General features: G+C 45.0%; 9 protein-coding genes, 4 tRNA genes and 1 pseudogene. 5 read left to right on the forward strand and 9 right to left on the reverse strand.

Features of this window, described 5'->3' with window-relative positions; genetic code table 11:
• From A7985_RS26120 to murB, 8 genes are all read right to left on the reverse strand, one after another.
• On the reverse strand, positions 1-127 hold a 127-nt coding region (locus tag A7985_RS26120), incomplete at its 3' end, for a GTP-binding protein (protein WP_033023824.1).
• A 137-nt stretch (positions 128-264) separates the two neighbouring features.
• Positions 265-340 (reverse strand) — tRNA-Thr (locus A7985_RS22825).
• A gap of 12 nt (positions 341-352) precedes the next feature.
• Positions 353-427, reverse strand: a tRNA-Gly gene (locus A7985_RS22830).
• Between the two features lie 45 nt (positions 428-472).
• Positions 473-557: transfer RNA gene (locus A7985_RS22835), tRNA-Tyr, on the reverse strand.
• 43 nt (positions 558-600) lie between these two features.
• Positions 601-676, reverse strand: a tRNA-Thr gene (locus tag A7985_RS22840).
• 117 nt (positions 677-793) lie between these two features.
• Positions 794-1507: a type III pantothenate kinase gene (locus A7985_RS22845; protein ID WP_065792732.1), complete on the reverse strand. Its 714-nt coding sequence runs from the start codon at positions 1505-1507 to the stop codon at positions 794-796.
• Entirely contained in the window at positions 1507-2502 is a 996-nt protein-coding gene (birA, locus tag A7985_RS22850) for a bifunctional biotin--[acetyl-CoA-carboxylase] ligase/biotin operon repressor BirA (protein WP_065792733.1), read from the reverse strand. Before birA ends, A7985_RS22845 begins: the two co-directional genes overlap by 1 nt.
• Positions 2495-3505, reverse strand: a complete 1011-nt coding sequence (murB, locus tag A7985_RS22855) for a UDP-N-acetylmuramate dehydrogenase (protein WP_065792734.1) — start codon at positions 3503-3505, stop codon at positions 2495-2497. The genes birA and murB overlap by 8 nt, the downstream gene beginning before the upstream one ends.
• 131 nt (positions 3506-3636) lie before the next feature.
• On the opposite strand from murB, the pseudogene A7985_RS22860 reads away from it, so the two are divergent.
• A pseudogene (locus tag A7985_RS22860) lies at positions 3637-5480 on the forward strand (M1 family metallopeptidase).
• A gap of 53 nt (positions 5481-5533) precedes the next feature.
• On the opposite strand, the gene A7985_RS22865 reads toward A7985_RS22860, so the two are convergent.
• Positions 5534-6121 carry a DUF2057 domain-containing protein gene (locus A7985_RS22865; protein ID WP_065792735.1) on the reverse strand — a complete coding sequence of 196 codons (588 nt, stop codon included), beginning with the start codon at positions 6119-6121 and terminating at the stop codon, positions 5534-5536.
• A gap of 154 nt (positions 6122-6275) precedes the next feature.
• On the opposite strand from A7985_RS22865, the gene A7985_RS22870 reads away from it, so the two are divergent.
• The 4 genes from A7985_RS22870 to A7985_RS22885 all read left to right on the forward strand — a co-directional run bounded on the left by A7985_RS22870 (position 6276) and on the right by A7985_RS22885 (position 13536).
• Positions 6276-6647 (forward strand): histidine triad nucleotide-binding protein, encoded by a 372-nt coding sequence (locus A7985_RS22870; RefSeq protein ID WP_065792736.1) that lies wholly within the window; start codon positions 6276-6278, stop codon positions 6645-6647.
• Positions 6648-6874: 227 nt separating this feature from the next.
• Entirely contained in the window at positions 6875-7531 is a 657-nt protein-coding gene (locus A7985_RS22875; protein ID WP_039611367.1) for a helix-turn-helix transcriptional regulator, read from the forward strand.
• Positions 7532-7708: 177 nt separating this feature from the next.
• Positions 7709-9868, forward strand: a complete 2160-nt coding sequence (locus A7985_RS22880; protein ID WP_065792737.1) for an ATP-binding protein — start codon at positions 7709-7711, stop codon at positions 9866-9868.
• 344 nt (positions 9869-10212) lie between these two features.
• Positions 10213-13536, forward strand: a complete 3324-nt coding sequence (locus A7985_RS22885) for an amidohydrolase family protein (RefSeq protein ID WP_065792738.1) — start codon at positions 10213-10215, stop codon at positions 13534-13536.
• Positions 13537-13799: the final 263 nt, after the last annotated feature.

A 13799-nucleotide genomic window follows, 5' to 3' on the forward strand; every position in this document is an offset into this window, starting at 1 on the left:
CACCACCGTATACTTTTGCAAGTACGTTAGTGATTGCTGCTGTTAGAGTTGTTTTACCGTGGTCAACGTGGCCGATTGTACCTACGTTTACGTGCGGTTTTACGCGTTCAAACTTTTCTTTTGCCATGACGGAACCTATAAGTTTTTGTGTATCTAGATTACATATAAAAATAATCCGCGCGCGCGCGGGGACTATGTTTAGTCTTTACAATTATAAATGTTTTTGTGACAAATCAAAGGAAGTATTTGGGAAGATCCGGAGACTGGTGCTGATAGGCAGATTTGAACTGCCGACCTCACCCTTACCAAGGGTGCGCTCTACCAACTGAGCTATATCAGCACACCAGAAATCTGGAGCGGGCAGCGGGAATCGAACCCGCATCATCAGCTTGGAAGGCTGAGGTAATAGCCATTATACGATGCCCGCTTTAGGAACCTGTTCTTAACTACCTCAGAACCGTCAAGAATAAAGTGGTGGAGGGAGCTGGATTCGAACCAGCGAAGGCTGAGCCGTCAGATTTACAGTCTGATCCCTTTGGCCGCTCGGGAACCCCTCCACATAAAAATTCTTTTCTAAAGCGTGTTCTAAATCTTGAAAAATGGTGCCGACTATCCGAGTCGAACGGATGACCTACTGATTACAAGTCAGTTGCTCTACCAACTGAGCTAAGTCGGCACTGCTTTAGTACGGGGCGAGATATTAGAGCAACCGCTGGCACTATGCAACAGTTATATTAAAAAAAATCACAATTTATTGTTTAAATGCTCATATTTACAGCAAAGCTTTCATTAATTAAGCGTTTTGTTGGTATTTGCGCCAAAAAACCAACCCTTGCATCACCAAGTCATCAAAATAGATGCCCGAACTATCAAGGTGTTGCTGAATAAGTTCTCCATAACCACCAGCAAAGATTAATTGAAACTGCTCGGCTGCTGCATTTTGTTTTACTTGTGTAATTGCTTGCTGCGCCAGCGCAACAGTTGCACTCAAAGCAGCATTCTTTACCGCATTTGGGGTATTGGTTCCCAGTGTCACATCAAATTTGGTGTGCTCATCACTAAATACCTGCTGAGTATTGGAAACCAGACTCTCAATCATCATGTCCAAACCCGGTAAAATCCATCCCCCTTGATGCCGACCCTTGTCATCCAAGACATCAACTTTAGTCGCTGTACCTGAATCAACAATAACGCATGCTTTATTTGGAAATAGATGATAGCTGGCAACAACCGTTAGCCAACGATCTATACCTAAGTTTTTGAATTCCGGATAAGCACATATCAAATCGCCCAGCGTCGCTGACACCGATGCCGATAAATGAGGGATATTACGCGCCCTCGCTTGCCTCAGTATAGGCGCAAGATCATCATTACGGCCCACTTGTGCTATCAACACCTCGGTGATGTTTTGCCAAGGGATCGCTGCTTCGGAGATCATTGTGATTTGGCCGCCTTGCTCAGTCGCCACTTTAACGGCGGTATTTCCAACATCAACCAATAGGCGCATTAGCCCTCCTTACGCAGTGAGATCTCACCACCATAATATGTTTTTCGCTCTCCATCTTGACGTAACACCAATCCACCTTGATTGTCGATGCCTTCACAGATGCCGCGCCATTGTCTTTGGCCGGTACTCAAACTGACAACCTGATTGCGAAAAGCATTTAACGCATTCCACTGGGCGACCATGTCGCTTAAGCCACTTTTTTGATACATATTAAGGCGTTTTTGCAGGCACAGCGTTAATACCACTGCCAATTGGTTTTTATCCACTTCGGGGATATGCTGACTCAGATCGGTCCACGCTTGATCGATTTGCTGTGCCGCACAGTTTGGCATGGCAACATTAAGGCCAATGCCAATCACCAAATGACATGGCCCTTCCATTTGTCCATCCAACTCAACAAGAATACCTGCCAGTTTCTGTTCATTAATATAAATATCATTCGGCCACTTAAGCTGCACTTCTAGATCGTATAGCGCGTGTAATGCATCATACACAGCCAACCCTACCGCAATAGATACCCCCATTGCCGCCTGCATGCCCTCTTCAAACAACCAGTAATAACTGTAGTAGAGGTTGGCTCCAAAAGGGGACTGCCACTGACGGCCCCGTCTTCCTCGTCCCGCCTGCTGCATTTCGGCAACCAGCACGTGTCCCGATGGCACATCGTGTTCAGGCGCTTGAATGCGACGCATGAGTTCACTGTTGGTAGAGTCAATAATAGGCTGTACCTCGATATTGCATGCACTGTCAGTCAACGCTTGCCACACGGGTAAGATTTTATTCTGATCGAGCAAAGGCAAGCTATGATTTAAGCGATATCCTTTACCAGTAACCTTGAAAATATCAATGCCCATCTCTTGTAGTGATTTGATATGTTTAGAAACAGCCGCACGGCTGATCCCCAGCGTTTCTCCTAGCGCCTGCCCAGAAATAAAGTGATCGCGACTCAACGCGCTTAGGATTGCAAGCTTATTGCCCGCAGGTGCCTTAACCATGCTCGACTCCTTTTGAAAACTCGCCACCGCGTCCAATTAACCGTACTTCAGGTATCAGTTCAACCGTAAATTTGGCAAACACTGTTTTTTGAATATGTGTGATCATGGCCAGTAATTCTTCGCCGTCGCCTTGTTCATCATTGACTAGGACCAAAGCCTGCTTGTCATAAACTCGAATTCCGCCAATGCGATGCCCTTTCAATCCTGCTTGCTCAATTAACCAACCTGCAGCTAATTTCACTGTATTTTCATCAACAGGATAAGTCGGCATACTTTGATAGCGTACCCGTAAGGTCTTCGCCAACTCCAGACTCACCATAGGGTTTTTAAAAAAACTCCCCGCATTGGCGCACAGTATTGGGTCTGGTAACTTGCTGCGGCGTATCTGCATCACCCGCTCTGCAACATGCATCGCATCTACTTCACACTCTGTAAGATCACGCAAAGGCCCATAACCGAGTACCGGCTGCCACTGTTTTGGTAACTTAAGCACCACTTCTGTGATCACAAAACGACCGTGTAAAGCTTGCTTAAACACAGAGTCACGATAGCCAAACTGGCACGCGCTTTTATCTAAGGTTTCAAATGATTGCTTGTCGATATGATAGCCGGTTAAATGGGAGAAGACATCTGCCAACTCAACGCCATACGCACCAATATTTTGCACAGGGGCCGCACCAATTGTGCCGGGGATCAACACCAAATTTTCCAATCCAGTAATGCCCATCTTAAGTAGTTTTATCACCAGCTGATGCCAGTTTTCTCCCGCAGCGACGCGAACTAGGTAATGATCTTCTCGCTCATTTACATCGATACCGCGGTTCGCCATTTGTAGCACCGTGCCATCGAAATCATCTAAAAATACACAGTTACTGCCTTCCCCTAGAATGAAAAAAGGCTTTTCAAAATCAATCGCGTGTAATTGCTCCGGCGCTGTAATACGCACCAATTTTTGGCAATGAGCGGGAAGAGCAAAGGTATGTAATGACTGCAAAGACTGCACAGGTAGCGCCTATCAAAAATACGGATTATTTGCGGTAGTTTACCTGATTGCGACCGCCAACGCATCTGAGTAGCTTTTGTACATGGAAGTGGTATAACAGAAGCCACTCTCAATCATGAGCAAGGATAAAAATGAAACTCTCAGCCTTAACTTTTGGCCTCGCTATTGCTGGCCTCTCTCACACTGTTATGGCGGCAAAGGCCGTCGACGAGCATACTTATTCAAACCTAGATGACGTAGTAAGTACACACTTACACTTAGATTTAGATGTAGACTTTGAAGACAAACAACTCGAAGGGTTCGTCGAACATACCTTACAATGGCAAAACAAGCAGGCACGAACGTTAGTGTTAGATACACGCGATCTAGAAATAGACCGTGTCATGTACCAAAGCCAAAACGGCCAGTGGCACCGCGCTGACTTTACCTTAGCACCGCGCAGCGGAGTAAAGGGCGCGAAGCTGACGATTAAGTTCAAGCAACAAGCCAAAAAAGCGCGAATTTACTACAACAGCTTGCCTCAAGCGTCGGGTTTGCAATGGCTGACACCTGTACAGACTGCAAGTAAAACGCACCCATTTATGTACAGCCAGTCTCAAGCCATTCATGCCAGAAGCTGGATCCCCGTACAAGACACGCCAGCTATGCGCACAACTTATACTGCGCGTATTCAAACACCAAAAGATGTTCGCGCGGTTATGAGTGCAGATAATTCTGAGGCCTTTGTTAAAGATGGCGATTACTGGTTCGATATGCCACAAGCTATCCCACCTTATTTAATCGCTATTGGCGCGGGCAACTTAGAATATAAAGAAATGTCACATCAAACCGCCATTTTTGCTGAGCCACAAATCCTTGATGCATCGGTTGCTGAGTTTAATGATACCCAAGCGATGATCGACAAAACCAACGCCATGTACGGTGAATATGCATGGGGCCGATATGACTTGCTCATGTTGCCGCCAAGCTTCCCATTTGGCGGCATGGAAAACCCTCGCCTATCATTTATTACCCCTACCGTCGTCGCCGGTGACAAGAGTTTAGTCAATCTCATTGCCCACGAACTAGCGCACTCATGGTCGGGTAACTTAGTCACTAACGCCACTTGGGAAGATCTTTGGCTAAATGAAGGTTTCACATCCTATGTGGAAAACCGCATCATGGAAGAGGTATTCGGCCGCGATCGCGCAGTGATGGAACAAGCCCTTGATGCCGCAGGATTACGCGCGCAACTTACAAAGATTCCTGAGCCGGATACACGCTTAAACTTAAAGCTCAACGGTCGCGACCTGATGATGCTTTTAGTAAAGTGCCATACATCAAAGGTCAGCTATTTTTGATCTACCTAGAAGAAAAATTTGGTCGTGAAAAGTTTGATATCTTTGTGAAAGGGTATTTTGATGCCTATGCATTTAAATCGCTAACAACGGCGGAGTTTGTAAAATACTTAGACAAGCATTTACTACAAAAACACCCGGGTATTGTGTCACTTGAAAAAGCCAAAGAATGGATCTACCAACCGGGCCTACCGGCAGATGCGCCAACACCTACCTCAGATGCATTCAACCAAGTAGACAATCACACACAAGCTTGGTTAAGTGGCCGTCAGCCGTTAAACACCCTACCGACTCAGAGCTGGACAGTGCACGAGTGGCTGCACTTTTTAAACAACTTACCCAGAGATCTGTCGCTTGAAAAGATGACCGCACTGGACGATGCATTTAACCTAACGAATTCAACCAATGCGGAACTGGCATTTGCGTGGTACATGCTTGCAGTCGGTAATGGCTATAAAGAAATATATCCAGCACTGGATAAGCACCTAACTGGTATTGGTCGTCGTAAGTTAATCGTGCCACTGTACAAGGCACTCGTTGCGCATGGTAAACGCGATTGGGCATATCGAGTTTATCAAAATGCTCGCCCTGGCTACCATCCACTTGCACAAGGCACCGTTGACGCTATTTTCAAGTAACCTATATGCTCTGAATCGCTTGGGTTGCACTTGACCCAAGCGATGCGCATCAATTACTTGTTATCTTTTTTGATGGTTGCCAAAAATGCAGCGCGCTGCTCTGGGCTTGCCTGTTGCCACCAAAACATCAACATGGCAGCGGCATCTGGTCTCCCCGCCGTAGGTGCTTCACTGAGGCTAGGCATTGATACCTCGGGGTGATGGGCGACTGCCACCTTAATTGGCGCTGCGGGTTTTGATAATTGCTGAGTTACACGCTTCGCACTGACCTTTTCGCCTTGCTTAGCTTGCAACCAAATGCTTGGAGATTTGGCAAAACGACGGGCTTGTTCAACATCTTCAATGGCCTCAAATCGCACTTGATAACCCCCGTCTCGCAGTTCCACTTCGACCCAAAACGGGGCAGAGTCCACCACTTCATGCTCATCATAGTCCAGCTCAAACAAGTCAGAATACTTCACCTTGATTCGATGCACCCCTGCAGGTAAGTCTAAAGTGCGAACTTTGTTAAAGAAAGAGTGTTCGATCTCAGTATCGTTTACTTGCAAAGGCAGCAATTCTTCTGGGAAATTAACTTCCCCAGATACAGAAATACCACTAAAAAGTGCTACTAAAACTCCAAATATACTAATTTTCTTCATATTTCCTCTTTATTTGCTTGCTACCTTTGTCAATGCAGGTATTTGTGCCAAATTTAGTTACAATTATGATGAATGCTAATTGTAATTTCCCTTGTATCTTGTTAAGTCCACGCTATGCTGAACAGCTAAACTAACGTATATAAGGAAAAAAGTAATGAGCCAAGAGACGATTTTTACGAAAATAATTAATCGTGAAATACCTGCAGATATAGTGTACGAAGATGAAAAGGCGCTTGCTTTTAAAGATATTAATCCACAAGCACCTTTCCATGTTTTGGTCATCCCAAAACAGCCAATCGCAACAATAAACGATGTTAATGAAGAAAATGCGCACTTAGTTGGGCATTTACATTTGGTTGCAGCTAAACTTGCTAAAGAGCACGGATTTGCTGACAACGGATACCGCGTAGTCATGAATTGCAATAATGACGGCGGACAAACCGTATACCACATCCATTTGCACGTTTTAGCAGGGCTTGAAATGGGCTGGCCTCCGTACCAAAGTAGGAAAAAAGTAGTATCTTAAATTATTCTTTGTTAAAAAATGTAATTGACTAAGCTATTACTCCATATAAATAAATTCTCCTACTAATCAACAAGTTGAGTTTTTCATAGCAAAGCGTTGTTTACAAAATGGCCTATCATGCCACACTTTATACCGTAAACTTCGTTTTATTGATGAAATTTCTAATACAAAAGGTCTGAATCACGTGTTAGCATTGCGTAATCAGACAGAATGAGAGTGTTTTTCAAATGAGCAGTACTGCATTTTTATTGCTAGATAAAGAGCCTATCAACACGATAGGAATAAACGTTTTACAACCGCTCCTGAAAACTCAGGGGTTAGACGTAATCACAGGAACTGATATCTCCGAAGTGCCGGAAGATACTCGGTTGCTTTTTATTGAAACAGCAGTCAATGATGCATGGGGTAAACTCAAAGAGCAGTTGGTAAACCTAAAGGTCAGTTGTGATATTGTGCTGTTCAATTTAGATGAAAATCCTGAATTGGCTAATCGTGCGTTACTGAGCGGTATTCGTGGTGTTTTTTACACGACAGACAACGCTGACGTACTCATGAAAGGCATTCGCCTCCTGATGGAAGATCAGTTGTGGTATCGCCGAGAAATTATGTGCAATGCGTTAAACCGTATGTTGCAGTTCAACAAAGACGCGTTACATAAGCTAACAGAGGGTGACATCGAGCCTGTTAAACTCACTAAGCGTGAAAAAGCGATTATTTCACTAATGAGTAAAGGTGCGAAAAACAAGGAGATTGCTGAGGACCTTAACATCAGCCCGCACACGGTTAAAACGCATTTATACAGTGCATTTCGTAAAACTAAATGCCGTAACCGTATCGAGCTTTTATCATGGGCACAGCAAAATATTCCAGACGAAATTAGATAAGTACATCACAGATGTTACACTTCATAATTCTGTAAGAAAAAGCATGCATTTGGCATGCTTTTTTGTTTTTCAGCAGTAAGCACCCTCTCTAGTCTCATTATTTTCTGGTTCCTCACCTTTACTGAGGTATGCCTTCGCTCTATCCTAGGTACGCCTATTAATTGTTAACGTAGCCTTATGTTGGACCACAAAACTCTGTATGTAGCCAGTGCAGCGATGACCGCCATGATGACGCTCATCAACTATTTGACCTGGCGAGCAAACAAGAATACGCCGGGCGTATTACTGTATATCTTTTATCCCCTCGTGCTATTTGCTGCTATTTCAATGTTTGCTCTACACAGCTTCCTTATTCAGTGGCAGACAATTGGCATAGCAAACACACTCCTGTTTCTCGCATCGATTATCCACTGCTGGGCTATCAGTCAATTCTTAGGGCAGCGCGGATTAGAGTTCCGACTTTACCTATTCGCCACGCTCTTTTTACTCTCTGCTTTAATATACTATGCTGTGGTTGATGATAGCTTGCGACAACGGATCCTCATCTCTGATCTGCAGCACATCGTCGAAGCCATTTTGCTGAGCTACTACTTTATCCGCTACGCAAGGCCACTCTACCCAAATGGCAGTATTGTTTATCTAATTGTACTCGGCTTTGTATTTACAGCCTTTATTGGTCGCACCGTCTTCATGGGACATGTAGACGAAGTGACATTATTTGAAGATCCTTGGTTCTCCATCGCCATCTTTTTTAATGGGGTGTTAGCGCCTATATTCTACGCAACGGGCATGGCACTACTGTGTAATGAACGCCGCGAGCTCAACTTAAATAACTTAACTGAAAAGGCACAAAAAGATTTAGAAATTCGAGGTTTATTCTTATCCACCATCAGCCATGAAATCCGCACCCCGCTCAATGGGATTTTGGGCAGCGCCCAACTAGTGCTTAATCGCAGTCACGACCAGTCTAGTAAGGCTTATTGTGAGGCGATTATTAACTCAGCAGAATCACTCAACTTGCTCATTGATAAAGTACTCGACTACGCCAGTTTAGATCAGAGCGACGAAGTACTGTCTTCAGAAGATGTTGAGTTAAAAAGCTGGTTGGACAATTTATGTTTATTAATGAGCCCCCTCGCGGAACAGAAAAAGCTGACTTTCTCGCTCGTTTATGACTTACCCGATCAAGTCTGTTATTACTGTGATCAACAAAAACTTCGGCAAATTTTGCTCAATTTAGTCGGGAATGCCATCAAGTTCACCGACAAAGGCGAAGTTAAGCTCTGTGTTGAGCTCCTTGAAGAAGCCAATATGTCGCATATTGTACGATTCAGCGTGGTTGACTCGGGGCCGGGTATCGAAGAGGAAGACATCGACAAACTCACCGAGCCTTACGTACAAAGTAATGCCGGTAAAACCAAGGGCGGCACAGGACTTGGATTAGCGATTACGGCTCGCCTATTAAGCAAGCTGGGCAGCCAACTAGAAATACTCAGTGAATTAGGGAAAGGCAGTTCATTTAGCTTTGATGTTAGCCTGCCAGTTGGTGAACTCAGCTTAGTTGAGCAGCGCCATCATAACCCTGAATACCCTACTGGACTCTCTGTACTCCTGGTAGAAGACCTTGATCTAAACCGTAAAATCGCCATTGAGTTTATGGCGGCGGACGAGCACAAGATTAAGCTCGCTTACGATGGAACCAGCGCCATTGAGCACCTCAAAGAGTATGTTTTTGATGTCGTACTGCTCGACATGAACCTGCCCGACTTTACGGGACAAGAAGTGCTCAGGCAGTTGCAAACCATTGAGCATAAGAACAAACGCACACCGTTTTTAGCCTTTACCGCCAGCTTGAGTCCAGAAGAAATTAAAGAGTATTTATCCTTGGGCATTAAGGATGTTGTCGGCAAACCCATTAAACAAGAAAAGCTGCGACAAGCCATCAGTGACTCTCAAAAAGCACAAAAACCGGATATGCGCGTAGAGTTATGTGACACCCTCTATGATGATACGGCAGTGAACTCATTGAAAAGTGGCTTTAGCGAAGACGAGGTGTCCTCAATTTACAATGAATTTGTGCTATCAGCGCGAAATAAACTCATTCATATTCAACAGCTGCTCACTGAAGATGAGCAACAATGTATCAAATCACTGCACCGCCAAGCCAGTACCGCACTGCAATTGGGGTTTAATCGCTACGGCCTTGCGCTGAAAAAAATAGAGCGGCGACTACTTGATGGTAAACAATGCGATGATGACCTTACCCAAGCGATGGCATTGTGGCAAAAAAGTTTAGAGGCCTATCTGCAATTTGTGAGGCAACAGACGCTAAGTTAAATGCACGAGTAGCGCTTACAGCCATTACACTGGTGCGCTGTAAGCGCACCTTCTCTTTGCCCTATACAACAATCATCTATCTTGTTGGACGCTCACAGGGCATCAAATTAGGCTAAAGTAAGCCTGACTGGCTTGCTTTCATTTTCCCACGCCAGAGCCCTGCTTGTATAAAAATGAGGCAAAACCACCGTATTTGAAGGCAGTTTTATCGTCATTTAGTCGACTTTGACAAAAAATTTCGCCATGCTACTCGAGTATAAAAGCGAGTAAGCTCACAACAAGATAAGTAACCAAAGCACAGCATTAGACTGTCGCTAGGCTAAGACAACACATAGGAATACACCATGGCATTATTTAAATCACCTATCGCCATTGCGATAGGTGCGGCCTTGATCGGGCTAAGTACCCCTACAATTGCAGCACCAGAAGGCGCTAAAAACGACACAGCCAACTGGGACGTACTAAACCCTCCAGGCGAAAAGCAAACCATCACCATTGACACCAATGAGACGACTTGGAGTAACTTGGATGTAAGCCCTGATGGCAAGCACGTTATTTTTGATATGTTAGGTGATTTATATGTCATGCCTATGTCAGGTGGTAAAGCCAAGGCGCTGACTAATGACCGCGCTTGGAATTTCCAACCGAAGTTTTCACCCGACGGCAAACACATCGCGTTTATTTCTGACCGTGCAGGTGCTGAGAATTTATGGGTGATGGATGCAAACGGTGAAAACCTGCGTCAGGTCTCGGATGAATCTCACAATTTGATCCACAACCCTTCTTGGTCGCCTGATGGCCAATACATCGCTGTGAAACAAGGTCAAGTAACAGGTCGTACTATCCCTGGGGGCTCGATCCGTATGTACCACATCTCTGGTGGTCAAGGCGTATTAGTGCGTGAACGTCTGCACGGCGCGAAGTCACAGAAAAACGTGGCTGAGCCAGCTTTTTCAAAAGATGGTAAGAAAATCTACTACTCTGTTGATGCAACAGCAGGTGTTCGCTGGCAATACAACAAGAATGCGTTAACCTCGGTATTTGAGATCCGCTCATGGGATCTAGCCACCGGTGAAGAAGAAACGGTTATTCGTGGTGCAGGTGGGGCAATTCGTCCAACACCTAGTCCAGATGGCAAATCATTGGCGTTTGTAAAACGCGAAGACAACGGCGAAGCGATGATCAGCGCGCTGTATATTAAAGATTTAAAATCAGGTATCGAAACACAAATCTTTTCTGGTTTAGACCGAGATTTACAAGAAGCAAACGGCGCACAAGGTAACACGCCAGCATTTGCGTATACACCGGACGGCAAAGCGCTCGTATTCTGGTCTGGTGGTGTATTCCACAAAGTAGATATTGAAAGCAAACAAGCACAAGTGATCCCAACTCGCGTTGTCGCTGAAAAAGAGATCACGCCAGCACTTAAATTTGCTGTCGATGTAGCACCAGATACCTTTAAGGTAAAACTAGCCCGTTGGTCACAGATCTCACCAAATGGTGAAACGGCTTTATTCCAAGCGCTTGGCCACTTGTATATCAAAGACATTGAGTCTGGTGAAGTTCGACGTGTAACAAAACAGAATGAACACTTTGAGTTCTACCCAAGCTATTCACGCGATGGTAAGTCTATCGTCTATACCACTTGGGATGATCAAGAGCTCGGTAGCATCCGCATCGTGTCTGCAAAAGGCGGCAAAGGCCGTGTTATCAGCCAAGAGCCGGGTCACTATATTTCTCCAAGCTTTTCCCCTGATGGCAAGCAAGTTGTTTATAAGAAAGTCACGGGTGGTTTCTTACTCAGTGGTGATTGGTCGATGCACCCGGGTATCTACCTTGTTGACGCCAAAGGTGGCGAAGCAAAACGTATCGCGAAAAGTGGTGACACACCTCACTTTGGCGCAGATCCAAAGCGTATTTACTTCTCTGTTGAAAGCAGTGAAACCAGTCGCGAGCTGAAAAGTGTTGATTTAAACGGCCATGAAGAACGCAGCCACTTTAAGGGTGAATACATCTTTGACTACCGCGTATCTCCAGATGGCAACTATGTGGCATTCATTGAGCACTTCAACACCTTCGTCGCACCATTTACAAGCACGGGTAAAACACTGTCTATTAATAAAGGCGGTAAAGCATTCCCTGTTAAGCAAGTTTCAAAATACTCTGGCGCATTCTTGAACTGGAAAGCGGATAGCAGCGCGCTAACTTGGGCATTTGGCCCAAATCTGTATCAACGTAAGCTCACAGACACTTTCTCATTTGTTGACAATGCATCAGACAACCTAGATGAATTAACCGCAGAAGGCATCGATTTGAGCTTTGAGCAGCCTGCAGACAAACCGAAAGGCCTGCTCGCCCTAGTGGGTGGTAAAGTGGTCACTATGCGTGATGCTGACAAGCAACAAGAGATCTTTGAAGATGGCGTGGTGTTGATTGAAGACAACCGCATTATTGCTGTTGGCGCACGCAGTGATGTGCAAATTCCAAGCTCAGCCAAAGTTATGGATATCACAGGTAAAACCGTGATCCCAGGTTTAGTTGATGCGCACGCACACGGTAGCTACGGCAGTCGCCAACTTCAACCAGAGCAGAACTGGAACCAATTCTCTAATGTGAGCTTTGGTGTCACAACGATTCACGATCCATCAAATGACTCAAACGAAGTCTTCTCGATGGCAGAGCTACAGCGCGCCGGTTTAACCGTTGCACCGCGTATCTACTCTGTAGGTCGTATCTTGTACGCAGGTAACGCACCTGGTTATAAAACGCCAATTAGCAACCTTGAAGATGCGCAATTCCATGTGAAACGCCTGAAAGATGCTGGTGCTATTTCAGTTAAGAGCTACAACCACCCTCGCCGTGATACACGCCAACAGGTGCTAGAAGCTGCGAAACAAATGGAAATCATGGTCGTACCGGAAGGTGGCTCTAAGTTCCAGCAAAACATGAATATGATCATCGACGGTCATACCGGGCTTGAGCATGCGCTTCCAATCCCAAATATCTACTCGGATGTGACACAAATGTGGAGCCAAACAAACGCGGGCTTCACGCCAACGTTTAACGTAGCCTACGGTGGTATTAAGGGTGAAGACTATTTCTACAACACCACAAATGTCTGGGAAAATGAACGTCTTATGAGCTTCGTACCAGAATACGTTGTCAAGCCTATGTCTATTCGTCGCGAAAAGGCGCCCGAGCACCACTATAACCACATCAACGCAGCTAAATCCGCAAAACAATTACGTGATAAAGGTGTGACGGTTCATATTGGTGCCCATGGTCAACGTGAAGGCCTTGGCGCGCATTGGGAGCTATGGTCAATGGCACAAGGTGGTTTCAGTGCATGGGAAGCGCTACGCAGTGGTACTATTGATGGTGCAAAATACCTCGCTCTAGACAATGATATTGGCACTATCGAGAAAGGCAAACTCGCTGACCTTGTGATCATTGACGGTGATGTACTAAACGATATTCGTGAATCAGAGAAAGTGGCTTACACTATCTTGAATGGCCGTGTTTACGACGCTGCGACGATGAACGAAATTGGTAACTACAACCGTAAGCGCCAATCTTTCTTCTTTGAAGGTGGCAACAAAACGCCAATGCACCCAGATACTGAAGCGTATATGGAAGAAAAAGCACATAGCTATCATTGGAAACACTAATAGTATGTAGTTATTGCATAAACTAAGAAGCAGCTTAAGCTGCTTCTTTTTTTCGATTTAATCACCCACTCTTATTAAATCCCTGCCCTCGCAGATGATCCTTCATTATTGTCTACAAAATACAAAAAACACTTTGTAATTCAAACGTTACAGGATAGCTAATTCCCTTATTCTTTGTGCAGATAAATGAAACTCACGCGCTAGATCTTATTGAGATGTGTTCTAAACTTGGTGAAGATCTGCACAATTATTCGCCTTCTCTA

Origin of the sequence: Pseudoalteromonas luteoviolacea (assembly GCF_001696455.1) — a bacterium.
Lineage (GTDB): Bacteria > Pseudomonadota > Gammaproteobacteria > Enterobacterales > Alteromonadaceae > Pseudoalteromonas > Pseudoalteromonas luteoviolacea_C.

Excerpts from the sequence above, each read along its gene's own strand:
- A7985_RS22870 (WP_065792736.1), top strand. The coding sequence starts at position 6,276 with ATGAGCCAAGAGACGATTTTTACGAAAATAATTAATCGTGAAATACCT.
- A7985_RS22885 (WP_065792738.1), top strand. The coding sequence starts at position 10,213 with ATGGCATTATTTAAATCACCTATCGCCATTGCGATAGGTGCGGCCTTG.
- A7985_RS22880 (WP_065792737.1), top strand. The coding sequence starts at position 7,709 with ATGTTGGACCACAAAACTCTGTATGTAGCCAGTGCAGCGATGACCGCC.
- A7985_RS22845 (WP_065792732.1), bottom strand. The coding sequence starts at position 1,507 with ATGCGCCTATTGGTTGATGTTGGAAATACCGCCGTTAAAGTGGCGACT.
- birA (WP_065792733.1), bottom strand. The coding sequence starts at position 2,502 with ATGGTTAAGGCACCTGCGGGCAATAAGCTTGCAATCCTAAGCGCGTTG.
- A7985_RS22865 (WP_065792735.1), bottom strand. The coding sequence starts at position 6,121 with ATGAAGAAAATTAGTATATTTGGAGTTTTAGTAGCACTTTTTAGTGGT.
- A7985_RS22875 (WP_039611367.1), top strand. The coding sequence starts at position 6,875 with ATGAGCAGTACTGCATTTTTATTGCTAGATAAAGAGCCTATCAACACG.